The sequence below is a fragment of the Nocardioides sp. genome (assembly GCF_035703625.1).
Lineage (GTDB): Bacteria > Actinomycetota > Actinomycetes > Propionibacteriales > Nocardioidaceae > Nocardioides.
In genome coordinates, this window is the sequence record NZ_DASSXS010000252.1 from 1 (window position 1) to 3,868 (window position 3,868).

At 68.6% G+C, this 3,868-nt stretch carries 4 protein-coding genes and 1 pseudogene; 1 reads left to right on the top strand and 4 read right to left on the bottom strand.

Annotated features, from left to right (window positions below; genetic code table 11):
* Window positions 1–223 precede the first annotated feature (223 nt).
* A complete protein-coding gene (gene rplL / locus VFN12_RS13005; RefSeq protein ID WP_325119133.1) occupies window positions 224–613 on the bottom strand; it encodes a 50S ribosomal protein L7/L12 in 390 nt (129 codons plus the stop codon).
* Between the two features lie 72 nt (window positions 614–685).
* Window positions 686–1,354: a 50S ribosomal protein L10 gene (gene rplJ / locus VFN12_RS13010; RefSeq protein ID WP_325119134.1), complete on the bottom strand. Its 669-nt coding sequence runs from the start codon at window positions 1,352–1,354 to the stop codon at window positions 686–688.
* Between the two features lie 302 nt (window positions 1,355–1,656).
* Here rplJ and VFN12_RS13015 point away from each other — a divergent pair, with 302 nt between their 5' ends.
* A complete protein-coding gene (locus VFN12_RS13015; protein ID WP_325119135.1) occupies window positions 1,657–2,658 on the top strand; it encodes a DnaB-like helicase C-terminal domain-containing protein in 1,002 nt (333 codons plus the stop codon).
* 132 nt (window positions 2,659–2,790) lie between these two features.
* On the opposite strand, the gene rplA is transcribed toward VFN12_RS13015, so the two are convergent.
* Together rplA and VFN12_RS13025 are read right to left on the bottom strand one after the other, a co-directional pair.
* The gene (rplA, locus tag VFN12_RS13020; RefSeq protein ID WP_325119137.1) at window positions 2,791–3,510 is read right to left on the bottom strand and encodes a 50S ribosomal protein L1; all 720 of its coding nucleotides are present in this window, start codon (window positions 3,508–3,510) and stop codon (window positions 2,791–2,793) included.
* Window positions 3,511–3,691: 181 nt separating this feature from the next.
* Window positions 3,692–3,868: pseudogene (locus VFN12_RS13025) on the bottom strand (50S ribosomal protein L11); the annotation flags it as partial.

Consider the following 3,868-nt stretch of genomic DNA (forward strand, 5'->3'; position numbering starts at 1 on the left):
CACGCTAAGGCAAATCAACGGGGGTGTCAGAGAGTTGGCGAGGCCGCCGGTCCCCCGTACGAATCCTTGACCTGAGCGGGGGTTTGCTACCCCGTCACGGGAAGTTCAAACCCCTTCTGACCAGCAAAAACAACCTGGGAAACGCAACGATGGCCGACCCCGCGGGGTCGGCCATCGTGGTGGTGCTGGGTGCGGCGCCGGGGCGCCGCGGGTCAGGCGTGGGTCACTTGACCGAGACGCTGGCGCCGGCAGCCTCGAGCTGCTCCTTCGCCTTGTCCGCGGCCTCCTTGGTGACCTTCTCCAGGACCGGCTTCGGCGCGGCCTCGACCAGGTCCTTGGCCTCCTTCAGGCCGAGCGAGGTGAGGGCGCGCACCTCCTTGATGACGTTGATCTTCTTGTCGCCGGCAGCCTCGAGGATGACGTCGAACTCGTCCTGCTCGGCAGCCTCCTCGGCACCGCCGGCGCCGCCGGCAGCGGGGGCCGCAGCAACGGCGACGGGCGCGGCAGCGGTGACGCCGAAGGTGTCCTCGAACTGCTTCACGAACTCGCTCAGCTCAATGAGGGTCATCTCCTTGAACGCGTCGAGCAGCTCGTCGGTGGTGAGCTTCGCCATGGTGGCGTTTCCTTCCAGTCTGTGGCCCGCAGAGCGCGGGCCGGGTTTCAGGTGGTGGTACCTCGGCCTGGCTCAGGCCTCGGTGGCATCGCCCTCGTCGGAGGCGGGTGCCTCCTCGGCGGAAGCCTCGGTCGCCTCGGCGGCCGGAGCCTCCTCGGCGGCGGCCTCTGCCGGAGCGGCGGTTTCGGCCACCTCGGCACCGGCACCACCTGCGAGGATCGAGGGGTCTTGCTCGGCCTTCGCCTGCAGGGCGCCGGCGAGCCGGGCAGCCTGCGAGAGCGGGGCGTTGAGCAGGTAGACGGCCTGGCTGAGCGACGCCAACATCGCGCCGGCCAGCTTGCCCATGAGCACCTCACGCGACTCGAGGTCGGCGAGCTTGCTGACCTCCTTGGCGTCGAGGGGCTTGCCGTCCAGGACGCCACCCTTGATGACGAGGGTGGGGTTCGCCTTGGCAAAGTCACGCAGGCCCTTGGCCGCCTCGACCACGTCGCCCTTGATGAAGGCGATGGCGGTCGGGCCGGTCAGCAGGTCCTCGAAGGCGTCGATCCCCGCTTCTGAGGCGGCGATCTTGGCCAGCGTGTTCTTGACCACGGCGTAGTTTGCGTTCTCACCGAGCGAGCGCCGCAGTTCCTGCAGCTGCTTCACGGTCAGCCCGCGGTACTCGGTCAGCACAGCGCCCGCGGACGAGTTGAGCGACTCAACGATCTCCGCAACGGCGGCTGCCTTCTCTGGCCGCGCCATGGGTCTCCTTCCGGGCTGCGAGACCGCCGCGCGTGGACTGCCGCCACAAAGAACGAACGCCCCGAGCACAGGGCTCAGGGCGTGGGCGATCCGGAAGGATCCAGCTCTGGCACCTGCGCTGGCCGTCCACCCTTGCGGCGGAGCCTTCGATCGTGTCGCTGGGCGACCCGACAACCGGCGGTCTCTGGTTTCGAGGGTGATACTAGGCGGCCCCGGCGCCCGGCGACAAATCCCGCCGGATCGAGGGAGAAATTGCCGCGATTCCACCCAAGACCCCTCGACGGTCTGGTGCCATGTTCATCGTGGACGCCAAACTGCAGTCCCTGAGCGAGGTGCTCCAACGGGCCGAGGACCGGCTCGCCACCAGGGACGACTCCGCGAACCGGCTGTGGCCCACCGGGTTCGACCCACTCGACCATCACCTCACGGGCGGGTTCCGGGCCGGCGAGCTGATCCTGCTGGCCGGGCCGCAGGGACTCGGCAAGACCACCTGGGCGCTCCAGGTCGGACGGAACGTGGCCCGCGCCGGGCGACCGGTCGCCTACTTCTGCTTCGAGCACGACCCCCAGTCCCTGCTGGAGAAGCTCGTCGCCCTCGAGGCCGGCGAGGTCGGCGGCTTCGACGCGCCCGAGCTGCGGCACGTGCGGACCGCGTTCGAGGCGCGCGACCGCAGGTCGCTCGGTATCGCCGAGCGCCTCGACGAGCACCAGGGTGGCGCCGAGGGCGTCCACCGCGTGCGGCAGTACGCCGACTCCTACCACCTGCACCGCTCCAGCGGCCGGTCCACCGGCATCGACGAGGTCACGGCGGTGGTGGAGGACATCCGCGAGACCACCGGTGTCGGCCCGCTGGTGATCGTCGACTACCTGCAGAAGGTGCACGTGCCGGGGGGCTCGCCGATCGAGGACGAGCGGATCACCGTGGCGGTCGAAGGGCTCAAGGACCTCGCCCTCGACCTGCACGTCCCGGTGCTGGCCATCTCCGCCGGCGACAAGGAGGGCATCGCGTCGGGCCGACGGATGCGCCCCTCGCACCTGCGGGGGTCCTCCGCCCTGGCGTACGAGGCGGACACCGTCCTCATCCTCAACAACAAGTTCGACGTGGTCGCCCGGCACCACCTCGTCTACGACCTCTCCAGCGCCGAGAAGTTCCGGTCCTGGGCGGTCCTCAGCATCGAGAAGAACCGCAGCGGCGTGGACAAGGTCGACCTGGAGTTCCGGACGCGCTTCGAGCACAGCCGGTTCGAGCAGGAAGGCAGGCTGGTCACCGAGCAGCTCATCGACGAGCGGGTCTTCACGGAGTAGGCGCGGGCGCGCTGAGCACGGTTGCCGCCCTGCCTTCCTTACGGGGTTTCGAGACGCGTCAGGGCCTCCCCGCTTCGCGAGGGGAGGCCGTCGACGCTCAACAACCTTTCGCCCGATCAGCCCTTCGCAGGCTCAGGACTGAGGCTCAACCTCAACCGCGAGGTTGCGCGTGCGGTTGGGGTCGACCTGGATGCCGGGGCCCATGGTCGTGGAGAGCGTGACCTTCTTGATGTAGCGCCCCTTGGAGCTGGCCGGCTTGAGCCGGAGCACCTCCTCGAGCGCGGCGCCGTAGTTCTCCGCCAGCTGCACCTCAGGGAACGAGGCCTTGCCGATGATGAAGTGCAGGTTGGCGTGCCGGTCGACGCGGAACTCGATCTTGCCGCCCTTGATGTCGGAGACGGCCTTGGCGACGTCGGGGGTGACGGTGCCGGTCTTCGGGTTCGGCATCAGGCCGCGGGGGCCGAGCACCCGGCCGAGTCGGCCGACCTTGCCCATCATGTCGGGCGTCGCGACGACGGCGTCGAAGTCGATCCAGCCACCGCTGACCTTCTCGATCATGTCGTCGCCACCGACGAAGTCGGCACCGGCCTCACGGGCGGCCTCTGCCTTCTCCGCGTTGGCGAACACCAGGACCCGGGCGGTCTTGCCGGTGCCGTGGGGGAGATTCACGGTGCCGCGAACCATCTGGTCGGCCTTGCGGGGGTCGACGCCGAGCCGCATGACGACGTCCACGGTCTCGTCGAACTTCTTCTTGCTGCCGGTCTTCGCGATCCTGATCGCGGCCAGCGGGGCGTGGAGCTCGTCCTGGTCGAACTGCTCGGCCGCCGCGCGGTAGCTCTTGCTGCGCTGCATGTGTTCCTCTTCTCAGGAGATGTGGTCTACGGACCAGCGCGGTCCTGCCACTTTGGTGTTGCTGGCATTCTTACGGGGTTTCGAGACGCGTCACACACTCCCTCGCTCCGCTCGGGTCTGCGTCGACGCTCCTCAACCTTCGAGCCTCATCTTGACCGGAGCAAGCTCCGGCCAAGGGCTCTCACTCGGTGGTGACGCCCATGGAGCGGGCGGTGCCCTCGACGATCTTCCTCGCTGCGTCGATGTCGTTGGCGTTCAGGTCAGGCAGCTTGGTCTGCGCGATCTCCCGCACCTGGTCCTTGGTCAGCTTGCCGACCTTCTCCTTGTGCGGGACGCCCGACCCCTTCTGCAGTCCGGC

Bases quoted from the DNA above. Each gene is read 5' to 3' on its own strand.
- rplJ (WP_325119134.1), bottom strand. From the start codon at position 1,354: ATGGCGCGGCCAGAGAAGGCAGCCGCCGTTGCGGAGATCGTTGAGTCG.
- rplL (WP_325119133.1), bottom strand. From the start codon at position 613: ATGGCGAAGCTCACCACCGACGAGCTGCTCGACGCGTTCAAGGAGATG.
- rplA (WP_325119137.1), bottom strand. From the start codon at position 3,510: ATGCAGCGCAGCAAGAGCTACCGCGCGGCGGCCGAGCAGTTCGACCAG.